The organism is Pseudoalteromonas sp., assembly GCF_041629635.1.
Taxonomy (GTDB): Bacteria; Pseudomonadota; Gammaproteobacteria; order Enterobacterales; family Alteromonadaceae; genus Pseudoalteromonas.
Window position 1 is genome coordinate 41158 of record NZ_JBFKMX010000002.1, and the last position, 17125, is coordinate 58282.

16 protein-coding genes are annotated in these 17125 nt (G+C 37.4%); 10 read left to right on the forward strand and 6 right to left on the reverse strand.

Annotation, left to right across the window (positions count from 1 at the left end):
• Positions 1–42 precede the first annotated feature (42 nt).
• The gene (locus ABYD77_RS00505) at positions 43–801 is read left to right on the forward strand and encodes a substrate-binding periplasmic protein (protein ID WP_372765929.1); all 759 of its coding nucleotides are present in this window, start codon (positions 43–45) and stop codon (positions 799–801) included.
• A 19-nt stretch (positions 802–820) separates the two neighbouring features.
• Here ABYD77_RS00505 and ABYD77_RS00510 read toward each other — a convergent pair whose 3' ends face one another.
• Positions 821–1648, reverse strand: coding sequence for a DUF417 family protein (locus ABYD77_RS00510; RefSeq protein ID WP_372765931.1), 828 nt, complete (start codon positions 1646–1648; stop codon positions 821–823).
• Positions 1649–1904: 256 nt separating this feature from the next.
• On the opposite strand from ABYD77_RS00510, the gene ABYD77_RS00515 reads away from it, so the two are divergent.
• Positions 1905–2696, forward strand: coding sequence for an ion transporter (locus ABYD77_RS00515; RefSeq protein WP_372765933.1), 792 nt, complete (start codon positions 1905–1907; stop codon positions 2694–2696).
• 44 nt (positions 2697–2740) lie between these two features.
• Here ABYD77_RS00515 and ABYD77_RS00520 read toward each other — a convergent pair whose 3' ends face one another.
• The 3 genes from ABYD77_RS00520 to ABYD77_RS00530 form a co-directional block, all read right to left on the reverse strand.
• Positions 2741–3769, reverse strand: a complete 1029-nt coding sequence (locus ABYD77_RS00520; RefSeq protein ID WP_372765935.1) for a Kelch repeat-containing protein — start codon at positions 3767–3769, stop codon at positions 2741–2743.
• Between the two features lie 169 nt (positions 3770–3938).
• The gene (locus ABYD77_RS00525; RefSeq protein WP_372765937.1) at positions 3939–4967 is read right to left on the reverse strand and encodes a methionine synthase; all 1029 of its coding nucleotides are present in this window, start codon (positions 4965–4967) and stop codon (positions 3939–3941) included.
• 24 nt (positions 4968–4991) lie between these two features.
• Positions 4992–5966, reverse strand: coding sequence for a DUF1852 domain-containing protein (locus ABYD77_RS00530; RefSeq protein ID WP_372765939.1), 975 nt, complete (start codon positions 5964–5966; stop codon positions 4992–4994).
• A 556-nt stretch (positions 5967–6522) separates the two neighbouring features.
• On the opposite strand from ABYD77_RS00530, the gene ABYD77_RS00535 reads away from it, so the two are divergent.
• Positions 6523–7332 (forward strand): sulfite exporter TauE/SafE family protein, encoded by an 810-nt coding sequence (locus ABYD77_RS00535; RefSeq protein ID WP_372765941.1) that lies wholly within the window; start codon positions 6523–6525, stop codon positions 7330–7332.
• Positions 7333–7388: 56 nt separating this feature from the next.
• On the opposite strand, the gene ABYD77_RS00540 is transcribed toward ABYD77_RS00535, so the two are convergent.
• A complete protein-coding gene (locus tag ABYD77_RS00540) occupies positions 7389–7643 on the reverse strand; it encodes a hypothetical protein (RefSeq protein ID WP_372765943.1) in 255 nt (84 codons plus the stop codon).
• A 295-nt stretch (positions 7644–7938) separates the two neighbouring features.
• Here ABYD77_RS00540 and ABYD77_RS00545 point away from each other — a divergent pair, with 295 nt between their 5' ends.
• From ABYD77_RS00545 to ABYD77_RS00555, 3 genes are all read left to right on the forward strand, one after another.
• Entirely contained in the window at positions 7939–8712 is a 774-nt protein-coding gene (locus ABYD77_RS00545) for an alpha/beta hydrolase (RefSeq protein ID WP_372765945.1), read from the forward strand.
• Positions 8713–9091: 379 nt separating this feature from the next.
• Positions 9092–11179 (forward strand): ATP-binding protein, encoded by a 2088-nt coding sequence (locus ABYD77_RS00550; protein ID WP_372765947.1) that lies wholly within the window; start codon positions 9092–9094, stop codon positions 11177–11179.
• Between the two features lie 205 nt (positions 11180–11384).
• Positions 11385–11681 carry a DUF6482 family protein gene (locus ABYD77_RS00555; RefSeq protein ID WP_372765949.1) on the forward strand — a complete coding sequence of 99 codons (297 nt, stop codon included), beginning with the start codon at positions 11385–11387 and terminating at the stop codon, positions 11679–11681.
• A 33-nt stretch (positions 11682–11714) separates the two neighbouring features.
• On the opposite strand, the gene ABYD77_RS00560 is transcribed toward ABYD77_RS00555, so the two are convergent.
• The gene (locus ABYD77_RS00560) at positions 11715–12179 is read right to left on the reverse strand and encodes a hypothetical protein (RefSeq protein ID WP_372765951.1); all 465 of its coding nucleotides are present in this window, start codon (positions 12177–12179) and stop codon (positions 11715–11717) included.
• On the opposite strand from ABYD77_RS00560, the gene ABYD77_RS00565 reads away from it, so the two are divergent.
• The 4 genes from ABYD77_RS00565 to ABYD77_RS00580 all read left to right on the forward strand — a co-directional run bounded on the left by ABYD77_RS00565 (position 12164) and on the right by ABYD77_RS00580 (position 16983).
• A complete protein-coding gene (locus ABYD77_RS00565) occupies positions 12164–13345 on the forward strand; it encodes a PQQ-dependent sugar dehydrogenase (protein ID WP_372765953.1) in 1182 nt (393 codons plus the stop codon). The two genes, ABYD77_RS00560 and ABYD77_RS00565, sit on opposite strands and share 16 nt — an antisense overlap.
• A gap of 149 nt (positions 13346–13494) precedes the next feature.
• Positions 13495–14253, forward strand: coding sequence for a substrate-binding periplasmic protein (locus tag ABYD77_RS00570; RefSeq protein ID WP_372765955.1), 759 nt, complete (start codon positions 13495–13497; stop codon positions 14251–14253).
• Between the two features lie 561 nt (positions 14254–14814).
• A complete protein-coding gene (locus ABYD77_RS00575; protein ID WP_372765957.1) occupies positions 14815–15591 on the forward strand; it encodes a substrate-binding periplasmic protein in 777 nt (258 codons plus the stop codon).
• Positions 15592–16275: 684 nt separating this feature from the next.
• A complete protein-coding gene (locus ABYD77_RS00580) occupies positions 16276–16983 on the forward strand; it encodes a substrate-binding periplasmic protein (protein WP_372765959.1) in 708 nt (235 codons plus the stop codon).
• The last annotated feature ends 142 nt before the right edge of the window (positions 16984–17125 follow it).

Consider the following 17125-nt stretch of genomic DNA (forward strand, 5'->3'; position numbering starts at 1 on the left):
AACTCTATACTTAATAAACATATTTTTTAAGTTTAAAAAGCGATGCGTCAACTAGCGGCAATTTTTTTATTTATTGTAACGGCTTTTTGCAACACATTAGCAGCCCAAGAAATTATTATTAACGACCCAGATTGGCCGCCTTATTTTTTTAAAGGTGAACGTTATCAGCCAATTGGCTTTGCCAAAGAAGTGCTTAAATTTTGCCTGCCCAAAACGGGTTACCAAGCGCGCTTTGCTTATCATCCTATTAAACGTATGCGAAATTACATCGAATCAGGCAAAATCGATCTGCATATCTACTCTTACAAACCCAGTCGCGAATCGTTTTTAAACTTTGGTAAAGAGCCCATTTTTAAGACTAGTTACAAGCCGTTTATTAATAAGAAATCCCCTTTTGAAATACATTCTATAGAAGATTTCAAAGGACTTCGCATTGGTCATTTACAAGGGCTTAAGTACTCCTCTGACTATTTAAGTTATTTAGAAAATAAATTGGATTCTGGCTATGTAAGAAGTGTCACAACTAATGTCAGTTTAATCACACTATTATATGACCAAAAGATTGATACGTTTGTTAATACTGTGGACACTGTTTATTGGCTTTCGACAACATTAGGTATGCGTGAAGACATCATTGCTATGGATTTTGATATACAAACCAAAGACTACTTTGTAGCAGTGTCTAAAAAAAGTTCTCGTATAAAGGATAAAAACGCATTTTTAAATACACTCGACAAATGCATAAAAGCATCAAAGGCATCGGGGCTATATGACAAAATTAAAGCTGGTTATGGTATTTAACCAGCTAAGGTTTCCCCGGTCATTTTGTTTGTTTTGATAACCCATAATAAAGCGTTAAATTAGCAATAAACCACACGTCTTTAATTAAAAACTGGCCACCAGATGTCAATACCGACTCGCTAGAAAGTGCGCCTTGCCATGTAAAGAGAAATGTTTGTGTTGTGATCATTACTGCGCCAGCCATTAATAGCCCAGGTAAAAGTAATACCCTATAGCGAAGTGACAATATTAATAACGTAAGCGCGACTAAATCATACACACCGATAATATTTGATGTCATTTGCAGCGACCAGAGTTGATACATCCAGCCCATCAATGGTGACGATACCACTATATCTTCAATGCCCTTCGCTTCTATTTCGGTAAACTTCATACCACCAATCCAAAGAAGCACTAATACCACAGGAAATAGCTGCACTATTTTTTGCTGAGATAGGTTTAAAACACCTTTTGATAATAAATGAATTGCTATGGCAAGCAGTGCAAAATACTTGATAATACCCTGCCCGGAGCCAATTGCAGGAAAACCACCAAGTGATTCAATCCAGCGGTTACTGTCAAAGAGCGTAATAAGCGGTACGAAACTTGTCAGTAATAAAGCATAAGCGAGAAAACGCTCATATTTATCATCACGAAGACTAAAAAATACCAACGCCGCTACCACAAGAAAAGCACATGCAGCCAATACACTGCCGTTATTGGCATTTGACACATTATCAAAAAAGTAAAAACCGATAACCCGCTCAATACTTAGATCTTTACCAAGTAACAACGTACTAATTGCCATTAGTAAACTTGATAAAGCCAGCAAACTAAAACTTAGCTGCTTTTCAGATATAAACTTCATAAAACTACACAATCACATTAAATAAATCTTGTGTGTGAAGACCTGATTAAACATAAAAGTTATTCAATAAAATGTAAGTATGTTTTTCTTTAAAACCCTTTTCAGCTTTAAAAACAGATGTTTTCTAATTTGCAAACAACTGTTTTTAGAGCATTAAGACAAACCAACAACCCTAATATTAAGATCATAATTAAACTTGAAAAAAAGCTATCAAACCCAGATTATGCTAGCTAACCGTGTTTAATTTTTAATGTGTATGTCTTTCGTTAAATCACTTGTTTCACCATTGAAAACGCTAGTTGAAGCAAAATTTTTCAATAATTTTATTGTTGCGGTCATTTTGTTTAACGCCTTTACATTGGGGCTTGAAACAACACAACTTGGCAAAAGCAACGCTGCCACCTTACATATCATCGACTTTGTAATTCTGCTAATTTTTACTATTGAGCTGGTACTGAAGTTAGTCGTGTATCGCGGTCAATTTTTTAAATCAGGCTGGAACTGGTTTGACTTTATTATTGTTGCGATTTCGTGGGCACCAACCAGCGGTGCACTATCAGTGCTTCGAGCATTTAGGATATTACGGGTATTGCGACTTTTCTCAGTGGTGCCGCAAATGCGCCGTGTTATTGGTGCACTAGGTCACTCGCTGCCAGGAATGGCATCGGTGATTGGTGTGCTTGGCATTATCTTTTATGTATCAGCTGTTCTTGCCACTAAGCTATTTGGCCAGCACCCAGATGCCAATATGCAAGAATGGTTTGGTAGTATTGGCGAATCGGCCTATACACTATTCCAAATTATGACCCTTGAGAGCTGGTCAATGGGTATTGTGCGCCCCACCATGGAGCTCTTCCCTGAGTCATGGTTGTTCTTTGTGCCATTTATTATTATTACCAGCTTTGCAGTACTTAACCTTTTTATTGGTATTATTGTTGATGCCATGCAAGTAATGCATGAGGAAGAAGGTAAACCAGAGCAAACCTTTGCAACAAAAGAAGATATTCTGCGCTTAGAAGCTAAGCTTGATGCGCTTTTGAAAAAGTAATCAGTAAAGTTTAGAGAGCAGTTATATCTAACTGCTCTCATCGCTTATTTACGTAGTTTTATCACCGATGAGAGTGTTTCTTGTGCTCCAGCTTTCGCAGCGCCACCAATGATATAGATCTGCTCATTGAGAGCTACACTTCCGTGACCATGGCGAGGTTTTGGCAATTTACCAATATTTTGCCATTGATCTGTGTTTGGATCATATTGCCAAACAGTATCGAACGTGTCGCCAACAAGTTTACCTTCTTGTTTAGTAAATGCTTCACCCCCTGAGACAATTAACTTGCCGTTGTAAACTGTCGCAGCCAGCCCTGCTGCTGAAATCGGCAATGGTGCAATTTGGGACCAACTATCCGTGTTTACGTCATATACTTCTGCGTAACTTAAATTTTTTAATTCCGGTGAGTAACTACGACCACCTATGACATAAATTTGGTTACCTATTACTGCGCTCGCTGCTGAGCTTCTTAAAATACTGGCAGGCTTTGCTTTTCGCCAATAGGCGTTATTCACTAAAATATAATGTGCATTGGTATCAATGTTACTACCCGATTCATTTGATACCGTTCGGCCACCTATAACATGAACATTTTTACCTATACTTGCATAACTTGATTCGGCTAATGGGATTGGTAAATTTGGAGCATTACGCCATCGCTGCAAGTTACCATCAATACGAAAAACCGTGTTTTGAATTTGCCATGCCGAGTCTTTGTTACCAGTAAATCCGCCAATACCATACAAATAATGCTGGTTACTTATCATTCCAAGGTGGTGCCTTGCTTCTGGCAGTTCTGGTAGCTGACGCCATCGTTGTCTAGAGGGATTTAACAGAAAAACGGCTGTAGTTGGACCAACGCTTTTAAAACTGGGCGAATCTGAAGGAACAAATCCGCCGCCAACCACTATGCGTTGGTTAAAGGTTACAGGGTAAATTTCTTGCATCGCAATCGGCAAGTCAGCTTCATTGTGCCAGTTCAGCTTATTGTCATCAGCCATCAGCTGGGATGCATTAACGAGCAACAAACTCATAAAACCATAAGAAAATATTTTATTTAAAAACAAGCCCATGCTTACTCCTTAAAATATATTCTTTGTTATACAGCAAGACGTTATTGCACGATCATTAATGCGACGAACTGACAGTATAGTGTATTGCGAGTTTACCCTCTAGCTTGGCAGAAATGATAAAACCGTTAGCATGTTAAGCAACGCTTTCACACATTAAATAAGTGTTTAACTAGGCATTGAGCTCAGCTCGCACAATAGCTGCGCCGGCTGCAAGTGCGCTCAGTTTGCCCCTTGCAACTTCACGCGATAAAGGCGCTAAGCCACAGTTGGTTGATGGATAAAGTTTATCAGCATCGACATATTTCAGTGCTTCTCGAAGAGTATTGGCAACCTCTTCTGGTGTTTCAACCTCATTAGTAGCAACATCAATCGCACCAACCATCACTTTTTTACCTCGGATCAACGCGAGTAATTCAATCGGTACTCGTGAGTTATGACATTCAAGCGAAATAATATCGATATTTGATTGTTGTAACTTAGGGAAAACCTCTTCATATTGGCGCCATTCATTGCCTAATGTTTTTTTCCAATCAGTGTTGGCTTTAATACCATAGCCATAACAAATATGCACAGCGGTTTCACAGCTTAGGCCTTCAATTGCTCGCTCTAAGCACGCAATGCCCCAATCATTTACTTCGTCAAAAAACACATTAAATGCCGGTTCATCAAACTGAATAATATTAACCCCTGCCGCTTCTAATTCTTTTGCTTCTTGATTAAGGATTTTGGCAAATTCCCATGCTAATTTTTCGCGGCTTTTGTAGTGGTCGTCATACAAGGTATCAATCATTGTCATTGGGCCTGGTAACGCCCATTTTATTGGTTTATCTGTTTGCGTACGCAAAAATTTAGCGTCATCAACAAACACTGGCGCTTTTCTTGAAACTGGCCCAATCACAGTGGGTACGCTGGCATCATAACGGTTACGAATACGCACCGTTTTTTGGTTTTCAAAATCCACACCTGCTAAGTGTTCAATAAAGGTGGTTACAAAGTGTTGGCGGGTTTGCTCGCCGTCACTGACAATATCCACCCCAGCTAATTGCTGCTCATGTAATGTCACGCGCAGCGCATCTTGCTTACCATCAATTAACGCATCGCCTGTTAATGTCCACGGTGACCAAAGTTGTTCAGGTTCTGCAAGCCAACGCGGTTTAGGTAAGCTGCCCGCAGTAGACGTCGGTAGTAATACTTTCATGCTAAATAATGTCCTAATCTTTTCTTAAGCGAAATTCGCCGACCACTTTTCAAGAACTGTTTTGTACGGCTTAATAAAGTGCGCTTCGGCAAATTTACCTTGCTCTATTGCTAAACGGCTGCGCTCTTCACGGTCGTAAACAATTTGCGTTAAAGAATGATCTTGGTTTTTTAAATTTGGCTGATAGCGATTTCCAGCAGCCGCATTTGCATTATAAATTTCAGGACGATAAATCTTTTGGAAGGTTGCCATTGTGCTAATCGTGCTGATTAATTCCAAGTTTGTGTAATCATTTAATAAATCACCAAAGAAATAAAAGGCTAATGGCGCAACACTGTTTGCTGGCATAAAATAGCGAACCTGCAAGCCCATTTTTTGGAAATATTGCTCGGTTAATGATGCTTCATTTGGCACATATTCATAGCCTAACACCGGGTGCTGGTTGTCTGTACGTTGATACACTTTGTTATCTGAAACAGACAAACAAATCACTGGTGGCTTTTTAAAATGTGCTTTATAGGCATCTGATTTAACAAACGTTTGAAATAACTTACCGTGCAAATCACCAAACTTTTCTGGAATGCTAAAACCGTTGCGTCCTTTATTATGTTCAAACAACAGCACACTAAAATCATAATCGCGTATATAAGACGAGAAGTTGTTGCCAACAATTCCTTCAATACGCTCATTAGTAAGGTGATCAACCACTGTGGTTTTTAATACTTCAATTGATGGAAATGCAGTTTCACTGCCAGCGATAGCCATATCCACAGAGATAATTTCAAGTTCAACAGCATAGCGGTTCGCCTCTGGGTTATCCCAATGTGCTAATGCATTAAAATTGCTGTTAATCATTTTGAGTGCATTACGTAAATTCTGCTGACGACTTTCACCACGCGCTAAGTTGGCAAAATTTGTAGTAATACGCGTGCTATTGGATGGTAAATAATTTTCATCAAGCGCTTGGCTTTTAATGGTAAAGGTAAAATCGTTATTCATGACAGTGTGTGTCCATTTTTCGAGTATAAGTCCTGAGTTTGTGTCGCTTTCAATATTCAACCAAGTAGCTGTGTTAAGTGCCAAAGGGCATGAAAATAACAAGCTCACATCTTTGTTGAAGAAACGCTGGAGTGATTTATACGCAGATCACAACATGAAAAAAAACGGTTTTATTTCACTTAAAACATGAACAACCTTCAATTTTTTAAAGCGTCTAAGGGTAAATTTGTGACTTTTATTAGATGAATTAAATTCAACAACCCAACTAAATATAAACACCTAGCCATCCAGACATCCACTTTGAATTAATTTCAATTTCAATATGAATAATATTCAGCAATTTCAATATTTTTGTGTATCAAGTGGCTATAAAGAAATCGCTATACTGCGCGGCACATCACAGCAATAAGCCATTTGCATAACTAGCTAAAACGCTATTTAGATTGCTAAAGCAGTATTCAAACCTAAGCTTTTATTCTATTGAATTAAGAGCTTTTTTAATCTGCTGCAGGCATTTAGCTATGACATTAGGCTTTCTAAAACAGGGATAAATGGAATGAACGAGTTACTAATAATAGTTATATCCTGCGCATTACTCGGCAGTGTCGTTGGCTTTCTCGCGGGCTTATTGGGTATCGGCGGTGGGTTAGTTATTGTGCCTATTTTAAGTATTATTTTGCTTTATTTTAATGTTTTGCCCGCTGAACAAGTTGTAGTGTGCGCGATTGCGACCTCCCTTGCTTCGATTTTATTCACGTCGACATCATCAGCATTAGCGCATCATAAAAATGGCAACGTTCCTTGGCAGATAGCCCCTTGGATTATGGTTGGTGTGGCATTTGGTGCGCTGATAAGTGGCTTTTTAGCTTCCCTTCTGCCTGATAAAATTGTGCGAATTGTTTTTACCGTTTGCGTAGTGCTTATCGCAGCTAAAATGTTTTTTTCGAGTAAAAATGTGGCGCCAAGCCAACGTCAACTACCAAGCAAAGGGGTTTTAACTGTTTTGACCACAATAACGGGGGGATTATCAGCCATGATAGGTATTGGTGGTGGCGCATTGTTGGTCCCTTTGCTCACGTTTTTTTCTCTAGATATGAAAAAAGCCATTGGCTGCGCATCTGCGTGTGGCATTGTGATTGCGATTTTTGGCTCATTGGGTTACATCACCTCTGGCAGTAGCCAATTATCAATGAGTCATGGATTTATAGGCTTTGTATATTTACCTGCACTTTTTGGCATTGTGTGTACTTCTTGGTTTACCGCTCCACTTGGTGCAAAAGCGACACATCATTTACCCGTTGCCACCATTAAAAAAATGTTTGCAGGGCTTTTAGTGGTTATGGCAACGAATATGCTACTTAAATAATTTAAAAACGTTTTTAAAAGAAGCCATTATTAAAGTCTAAAGGTTGGTCTAAGTAACTAGGATAATAAAACTGCCAACCTTGGTTTTTGCTTTTCAATCAGCCTTAATTGCAACAGTTTTGAACTCAAGCAATGTGCTTGAATATCATCTACACCAAAGGCGTACTGTTCTATCTCTAGTGCCGCAATTGACTCTTTACAGCGAGAATCACCACCAATCTCAAGATCTGGCTCAGGTAATGCAATTTCAATTGTGATATCAATAAATTTTCCATCAGGATTTTTCGCAACATAGTGGCAGGTGTTTATCATTATGCCTTTTATAGCGATGCGAACTCATCAATCACAATTTAAACACCTAGTTTTGAATTTAATTGGACTATTTTTCGACCATTTAGCATCAATCTAATCGCCCATTGTTTTGCTCGGTAATTTAAATTCATTTTAAAGTGATTGTTAAAATTGAACAACCTTGTTGCATTTGTATTTTGAAATGAGGTGCTACGCTGTGCTAAAACAATATTAATTGGCTTTTTAGATTCAATCTATAATAAAGCTGAGTGTCTATACACGTTTGAATCAGCTATCAAATCACCACGGAGCTATCATGTGCAACACGCCTATTTTACGACTTATTGTGTTATTATTTTTGCTGGCTCCGCCTTTACTCATTGCCAATACACTTTCAAAAAATTTACTCATTACGAGCCCTAGTCTCGGTTATGATTTGCAGTATCGGGTCCATGTGCCTGCCAATTTAGATCAAAGTAAACAGTTTAAGACTCTTTATGTGGTAGATGGGCAATCATTCCTCTTTACTGGCAAACTGCATGAGGTAATCACCTCAAATATCAGCAACAATAATATTGAGCCAATTATTAGTGTGTTTATTGATAGCCGCGACCCGCATAACTTAGCGCTAAACCGACGTAATGATCAGTTTATGTGTAACTCCAAGTATGCCGCTTTCTTTATCAACGAGTTGATGCCGCAAATTCAACAAGATTACCCTTCATCTAAAAAGCGTGAGGATAATGTTATTATGGGGGTGTCATTTGGTGGATTGAATGCGGCGTGTTTTGGCTTAATGATCCCAGATTATTTTGGTGGGCTTGCCATGTTTTCACCTGCCAACACTGAGATGCTCAAAGTAATAAGAAAATCATATAATAAAGCAAAACCAAAACCTGCTCAGGTGTTTATTAGTTTTGGCACAAAAAACGATAATATTTTGGCTGGAAGACGATTTAAAGATTCACTCGAAAAACTCAATTTTGATGTCCATTATTTTGAAAATAATGAGGGCCATAATTGGAAAAACTGGCTGCCTTTATTGAATGATATGCTGAAAGTATTCTTTACTGAACAAGCGCCCAGCTAAATTCGCGTTTTGATAGGGTTTGATTTAAATGCTCATTTTTTGGTTGTAGTTGCGTTAAAACCTGCTGACTACAACCAATCAACGGCTTGATTAATATCATCAAAACAAACTTTCCACACTCTAGTTAGTTCGACGTTGTTAGTTATTTTTCAAAGTATACGCTGTAGGTTAGTCTTTAATTAGCCTTGCGGTTTTAATTTTCCCTGGACTTTTGTGGATCTTGCGCGCAACTCTTAAGCCAAGTTTTTATATATTTACACTTAGCTCATTTAAGATATGTAATCACCTGCATAACATTGTTAGTTAAATACAACGATCTAAATAGCAGAACGCTAACTTTGTTATATGCTTAATACATAAAATAATTCAGCGAAACCATATGCCAAGCTTAAATATTAAAACTCGTGTTTTATTGTTTGTTATTCTTTTCGAAGTTTTAGCATATTCATCTATTGTGCTCTTTAATAACTATTTTTACACCGAAGAATTGTCAGCCTTAAAAAAGCAAGAAATATCAAAGATATTCGAATCTAAAATGGAGCGTATTGATAACTCTATCTTACTTATGGAGCAAAGCGCCTTTAATTTAGCGCAGCATGGTGCGTCTTTATACCTGCAACAACAAAATGAAAAACTACCACCAAATATCTTAAAGCAGCGTTTTAATCAGGTACTGACCAATCATTTCAAATATTTCACTCATGCCCTAGGGGGCGGATTGTGGTATGAACCGTCAAGTATTATCAGTGATGAACAATACTTCGGACCTTATGTATATAGAGAGCAAAATAAAGTTATTTTTAGTTGGGACTTAAGTACGCCAGAGTACGACTATCACACGCAAGATTGGTATAGATTAGGAAAGCAAGCTGCCAATTTCAGGCAACACACTGTCTGGACGGAACCTTATATCGATGAGGCTGGAAGCTTTGCCCCAATGATGACAGTAGATTCCCCTATTTATAACCAACAACAGCATTTTGTAGGTATGGCAACCGTTGATTGGTCTTTGTTTGAATTAACTCAATTACTCAGTAAGGTAAAGATCACCAAAAATTCATGGCCTTTTCTAATTCATAAAACATCAAACATGCTTATCAGTTTTCCCTTTGATAAAAACTTAGTAATGAAGCCATTAACAAACGTTCATTGGGCGCAGCAAGCAATTGATAATTCAATGAAAGGACGTCTTAATATTGCCAGAAATGTCAGTTTAAATGGCATTGCGTTTGATATGTACTTTGTAGAAACTCAAAGTGGTTTTATTTTTGGTTCTTTCAGTCCTCACACCGATATTACTAACGATGTAAGAGAGATTTCGATTGTCACGCTAGTTGGTGGGGCACTAATTGGCTCACTGTTTATTATTGTGATGTTTGTTTTATTGAAGTATTTATTTTATCCGTTTGATCTGGTGTTGAAGCTCATCAAAAAGTCCATTGTTCATAAAGCATCAGGAAAAATCAGTGTTCACCAAATAACTTATACTGAGGAGAATGAGTTTACACCCATTGTTGATGAACTAAATTTGGTTTACGAGCAAGTCATTGACTATATCAAAACCATTAAAGAATCAAATAATATTTTACACCAATCAAAATCTCAAATAGATCAATTAAATTCAGAATTAGAAGAAAAAGTAAAACTTCGTACCGCAGAGCTCAACTTAAAGACCCAGGAGGCGTTAGATGCACTAAATAGTTTAAAGTCAATGCAATCTCAAATGATAGAACAAGAAAAGCACGCCTCACTTGGTCGCTTAGTTGCAGGCATTGCGCATGAAATTAACACTCCATTGGGGATCAGCATTACTGCTTCATCTCATTTAGAAGATCAAACCTCGGCAATTTTAGCAAAAGCTGAGACAAACACATTAACTAAGATAGAGTTTGACACATACTTAATGTCGATGAGTGAGAGCTGTTTTATATTGAAAAATAACCTCAACCGTACAGCTGAGTTAGTATCTAGCTTTAAACAAATATCTGTCGACCAAGTTTCTGAACAAAAACGCAATGTTGAACTCAATCAGTATCTTCAGGATATCATACGCACTCTAGAGCCTAAATTCAGCAATAGTCCCCACCAGATCAATTTCAATGCGTTTGATAAAGACATTTTGATAAACTGTTATCCTGGTGCAATAGCACAAATTGTTACCAATATTGTTGATAACGCACTAATCCACGCTTTTAGTGCAGATAAACAAGGTGAGATCATCGTTTCAGTTAAGCTACAAGCAAACGTGGTTTTTATTAAAATAAGTGACAATGGCATCGGCATGCCAGCAGAGGTTTTGCAAAATATCTTTGATCCTTTTTTCACAACAAATCGTGAGAAAGGGGGTTGCGGTTTAGGAATGCATTTGGTCTACAATATTGTCACGCAACAGCTTAAAGGTGAAATTAGGTGTTCAAGTGAGTTTAGCGTCGGAACACAATTTTCAATTAGTTTTCCGATTGGTTGATAGAATACAGAGTGTGCTCGTTAACTAACCACATTATCATTTAAACTTTAGTAGCTATAAACATTAGTATTAGTAAAGCATCCCATGAAAGCATTCATTAATCCAAAAAGCACCATTTTATAATTTAAAGTATTTACTAGCTGCAAGCATGATCAAATTGAGAATGAGCTTCGTAAAATTGTTATATAAAATCAAGAGCCGCAGCATGAAACTAAGCAAATTAGGAAAGTACTTTGAAGTTGAAAAACTAGTATTCCATAGTCTGGACCTAGCACTTTACAATGTTAGCGCTGTAGTTGAAGGGCAAGAATACATCATTACAGATGAGCAAGGTGAACGAATAAAGCACCATAATCTACTGCAACTCCAACAGCGCTTTAATAACGTTAAAGCCAAGAAACAAGTAATCCGTCAAAACAGTGCATATGATGAAATGATCGGTGGGCCAGTGAAAAGCAATAATGAAATGGAAGTATCACTTGGTGATAATAAGCTCTACTAAGCTCACTAGTCATTGAAGGAAATTTAAATTTACTTAACAATTGATCTCATGATTATTTTTTACAGCTAACACAGCACTGATTCTAGCAAATAGCAGTCCTCCAACAGCGCCGGAAAGAAGTTGAGCGTAAAACCCCCACCCACGTGCACCTGCAATAATGTGAACATGCATAATCGACTCCGAAGCTATCAAAACTATCGCTATCGCCCCCAATCCTGCCAGCAGGTAAATAAGTTCTTTTTGCTGATTTACGTTATGATTAATCCTATTCGCAAGCCAAAATGCCAGCGCATACGCAACTGCAATAATGGCTCCATAAGTGAGTAGCAAACCTTGCCAATCAGCTATTATTAAATGCACACGGTCATTAAATGTCACCAAAATGCCCACATTAACTAACTGATTGACAACATAGAGGCTATGAAACAAGCTAGCCAAAGAAAAACTGAGCAACCAGGCAACAAAAAATGAAGGTAGCAGGCGTGTTAATAGTAACAAAATTAGTTGAACTCAATAAAATGTTATCTCTTAACACTAGCAAAGCCTTGGCATACAAACAATGGTTGTTCTATATTGCTTGCGGCGTTTTTTATTCGTTCTCATTGGCAAAAGCAGAAGCATTACCTCTAGAGTCATACAAAACACATATATTGGCCTCTGGCCTGCAATCGCCATGGAGCATGGTAGAGTTACCCGATGGTAGGTGGTTAATTACCGAGCGAGATGGCCATGTCGTTATCGTAAAAGGCAAGACACAAGTTCGCGTAAAGCTTAATTTAGATGGTTTATACTTTGCAGGACAAGGTGGTTTACTTGATATACTTTTAGCCCCCGATTATAGCCAATCTAAAACCGTTTTTTTCACTTTCGCACAAGGTACATTAAAGTCAAATCGCTTGGTAATTGCTAAAGCGCAATTTAATAACAATGTATTCTCAAAGCCAAGTATTATCTACACTGTTGCAACCGACAAAGGCACACCACAGCATTACGCAGGACGTGCCCTGATTTTACCTGACAACACCTTACTGATTTCCAGTGGTGATGGCTTTGATTACCGTGAGCATGCGCAAGTCATTACCAGTCAACTGGGTAAAATATTGCGTATTAATTTAGATGGCACTTTACCTAACGATAACCCATTTATAGCACATCAAAATCCAGATGCTCATGCGGTGTTTTCTTTTGGTCATCGTAACCCGCAGGGACTTGTATTCGATTACGATGCAAAGCGCATTGTGAGTCATGAGCATGGTCCCGCAGGTGGTGATGAACTTAATTTTATAAACGCTGGTATGAATTACGGCTGGCCTGTGATCACTTATGGTAAAGACTATTCACAAGCGCTTATTTCACCCTTTACGCAATATAAAGGCATGCAACAACCGAGTCTAAATTGGACTCCCTCAATTGCCCCCTCTGGCATGGTCTACTATGGCTCAAAACATACCGCATTTACATCATTGCAACAGCAAGTATTAATAACCACCTTAGTAGATAGAAAAGTCTATGCTGTAAACTTAGCAAATAACAGCCTAAGCCAAACGGCTATTTTCCCTGAGACATCTGGCAGGTTACGCGATATTGCTATTACCAAGGCTGGGAATATTGCTATTTTAGGCGATGGAAAAAATGCAACATTAGTTTTAAAAGCAGCAAATTAGAGTATAACAAAGGGATTAATATACAAACTTCTACTGCTCTAATAACGTTTAAGCAACAATAAAAAAAACAGCAGTTTTGTGTAATTGTGCCACTATTAAGGTAATTCAACTGAATAAAGTGTATCGCTATTTTGTTGTTGGTTAATGATGTGTTTCGTAGATTTTTAAAACTTAGGGTATCATCAGTCCTACTCTTGTTATGCGCTACCTTTTGCATTCCTCACTTATCTGCAACCCCACCTGATCCAAAAATAAACTGGTACACCGAAGATTACCCACCTTTTAATTATCATCAAACAGGTAGCACAAAAGGGATTGCGGTCAACATTTTACTAAAAGCCTATGCCCAACTTAATTGGCAGTTACAGGCTGAAGATATCAGAATAATGCCTTGGACACGCGCTTATTACACGTTAAAAAGTGAAGAAAATGCCTGCTTATTTTCGATGACGTATACTCCCGAAAGAGCAAAAGTGTTTAATTTCTTGGGCACGGTAATGCCAAATACCGTTGCTATTATTGGTCATGCAGATTCAACAGTTGATGAGATACAATTAAAAACTGATTTAAATCTGCGATTTGGAGTGGTTAAAAACGACATTGGTCATCAAACATTAATGGAGTTTGGCATCCCTGATAGCCAATTTGTATTTTTAAAAACAGGGTATGAGCTGGTCCAGATGCTTGAACATAAACGAGTTGATTTTATCGCATATGGTGAAGTAATTGCACGCTATCAACTTGAACGAGCTAACATTAGTGAAAATCAATTTAAGGTAGTAAAGCCATTACTTAAATCCCTTTTAGGCTTTGCTTGCAATCCGCAAGTATCGTCTGATGTTATAAATGCATTAGACAATGCCATTCACAATATTGTGAAAGAGCACCCAGAAATAATTCAATACTAGAGCTTTTCTAACACTAAACTGCTAACGCCGGATAGTTATAAGTCAATATATGCACTTTTAATTGCATTTTAATCAATTATCCACGCTAGCCAAATCCTGTTCTGAATACGAATCTATTTCAAACACACTAAGCCTATAGGCAAGGTTTTTTTAGGCATTTTCAAACAATATCATGAAGGTTTTTAATGGACTTCTTTTGACTGCTTGTGAAAAATTATGTGCTTCAGGCTTTTGTCCTGCTATTACTTTTGTGGCGAGCCAGTTCAAAAACGCGCTTTTAAAAATTTCTGGAGTATCAAAATCGAAAGCTGATACTTGCTTGGCAGAGCACTTTATCTGATACACCGACAATAAAACATTATTTAAAGCATAACGAAGGTCATCAAAGCAATAAAAGCAAAAGGTATTTATGATCAACTTCTGACATAAATTTCCAAAAAAACCTATAAAACACGACAGCAAGAGAGGAACTTCATTTGGTATGACACAGATGTAGATCCCTTTAATAGAAAAATTGATTAAATTGCATATACTAAAACTTATTGAATAGCGAAAAATAAAATGCTACTGAAAGTTCAACTCTTGTTACTCTTAGTCATTTGTTTTAATTGCATAGCAAAGCCATGGCGGCTTTGTCATGAAGATAAAGAGTACCGACCTTATATCTATGTTGCCCCTGAAAATTCTCTTTCTTCTGGACTCTTAATTGATATTTTAAATCAAGCCGCAAATACTATGAACATTGAGCTTTCTTTTACTGCTTTACCATGGAAACGTTGCAAACAGGGTGTAAAAGATGGCATTTATGATGGCATATTTGCCATGATTAAAACCGAACACCGCTCTAAACAATTCGCCTACCCCGCTGATCAACAAAGTTACTTAAATGAAGTTGACTATATCATTCTGTATAAAAATAGGTCATTTCTTCATCGAGCTGAATTAGCAGGAAAATTATTTTCTGAAAAAGGTAAATTCAATATCGAATACTATAGAAATATCCAAATGTATGGTTTACAGGCTCCTACGGGTTATGTGTTAGAGCAATTTTTAAAACAACATAATATCGCAGCGCAAAATGATTACGACCTTAACTTAGGCATTCAGCAAGTCGCCCTTGGAAGACTAGATGGTTATATAGTTGAAAAACGAATAGGTATGGAGCGAGTTAAAGTATTGAATCAATATAATAATGTAATTAGTAGCCAAGGTGTTGTAAAACGCACCTACTGGTATGTGCCATTTAATCGTCACTTTTATAATAAAAACAAAAGTGATGTTGTGCGTTTTTGGCAAAACATTAAGCTCGCCCGAGAGCAAATTTTACATAGCGATTAATGACGCATCGCAACTAAATGTAATACTTGCCAAAGATAGCTATCTATTCCAACCATTGGCGTGAACCAGATAAGGTCATCATGACCCACTTTCAAACCAACCGTTAACGATTATAACTGTAATGTTAGCGTGCAGCTCTTACTGCATCATCAATAAAATAATAACCCATTTTTTAGATTGCAGAAATGCGCTAGCACTTACGTTGCAAACCTTTTTGCAAATTCACTCTCACTTCCCAGTATTATTTTTTAATATGCTGAAGCAATATGTTCATTCACTGCAAAACTGTAAGGAAAGGCTTTGTTGATACAATCAGCAGAGCTGTAAATCTAGACCTTGTAAGGATTAAGAGTGATTCAATGAAGGATTAAAATAGCAACCTTTATATGGCAATAATTGCCCACTGATTATGCTACTCAAATAAATGTTAAGTTACTATAAGAGAAATACTCGAAAATTTTCCTCCATACATCCGACGGAACTTTTTTATACCGAGAAGTTATCAAAAATACGAAAGAGGATTTAATCGTTTCTTATCTGGTGTTAAGGTAGGTAAAAGTATGACAAGCGTGGCCTTATGCTAATATTAAGAGAATCTCTTTATCATTCTCTTGGTTCAATAAAATGGTGTGTTTTGTAAATTAAATGACGGTTTTCAGAATTAACAAGTTCTCGATAAATAGTATGCTATTAGTCTTAGCATTCGTTTTTTCAGTAAATGCGAATGCCCATAACAATGACATTTTAGCGTGTATTGATGATCATCCTCCATATCAAGTGCTCGGTGACCCCCCAAGCGGTATTCATATTACAGCCTTGCATAAATTAGCGACTTTGTTAGATCTAAATCTAACATTTTTACAATCACCCAATTTTGCCAGGTGTGTTGCTCTACTCAAACGAGGAGATGTAGATGTTATTGCTGCATTAAACCCTTTACCTGAGAGACAAGATTTTGCATTCTTTGCACCATTTAAGCCTGCAGATGCTCTCAGAGTTATTTCTAAGGATGGAATACAAATATCAACATATAATGACTTTCAAGATAAGATCATCGGTGTTTCAAGAGGTGTGCGATACTTCTCAAGATTTGATAATGATGAGTCACTTCAGAAAATTGACATTCAGAATGTCAGAATTGGTTTCAGCTTATTACTCAAAAATCGTATCGACTTAATTATGGTAAGCCCTGCGATGATCAACTCTTTTTCAAAAGAGATAAAAGAGGCGGACCTTAAAGTCTCTCCCATTGCCCTTGAAGAAATGAGAAACAAAGAAACTTTTTTTGGTTTCAGCAAACTTCACAAGCTCGAAATGAAAGAAGCTGATATAAAACAAAAAATATATGATGCATATCAATCAGGCTATTTTGCACATCAGAATGGCAATTGAAGAAGCTAATGATATTAGTAATTTGCACTAACAAATTTAGCGCTATTTCATCAAATCTAGCAAACTTGCCAATGTATTTTCAATTAGCTTCAAATCGCAAAAAGATGGCTTTAAAGACCCAAGCCATCAAAAATACAAAACT